General features: G+C 33.7%; 1 protein-coding gene. It reads left to right on the forward strand.

All coding sequences use genetic code 11. From position 1 onward, the window contains the following. On the forward strand, nucleotides 1-475 hold a 475-nt coding region (idi, locus tag M983_RS16650), incomplete at its 5' end, for an isopentenyl-diphosphate Delta-isomerase (RefSeq protein ID WP_066753621.1). Between the last annotated feature and the right edge of the window lie 83 nt (nucleotides 476-558).

Here is a 558-nt window from a genome sequence, read left to right on the forward strand (position 1 = left end):
GTCTAAATTACTTACACATAAATTAGGAAAATTACATCGTGCATTTTCTATTTTTATTTTTAATGATGAGAATAAACTATTGATTCAACAAAGGGCTTTACATAAGTATCATTGTGCTGGTCAATGGGCAAACACATGCTGTAGCCATCCTAGACCTAATGAGATAACCCATGATGCGGCATATCGTAGATTATACGAAGAGCTCGGTTTTAATACAGAACTGCTTTATGTAGGGAATCTGATTTATAGAGCAGAGGTGAGTGGTGGCTTAATTGAGCATGAATATGACCATATTTTTATTGGTTATTATAATGGACAAGTAAAATTTAATCCTGAAGAAGTAGCTGCTGTAGAGTGGATAGAAATCCCGGAACTAATTAATCAAATAAATAAAACACCTGAAAAATTCACTCCGTGGGTCAAAGAGATTTTGACCAAGTTTCCTGATTTTAAATTTAAGATTATGAACAGTTGAAGAACAAGCCGATAATCAATGGCATTTAACTCACTGCTTATCACAAACACAATGGGTTAAACAGGTTGATTTCAGTCAAAATC

Origin of the sequence: Proteus myxofaciens ATCC 19692 (genome assembly GCF_001654855.1) — a bacterium.
GTDB lineage: Bacteria > Pseudomonadota > Gammaproteobacteria > Enterobacterales > Enterobacteriaceae > Proteus > Proteus myxofaciens.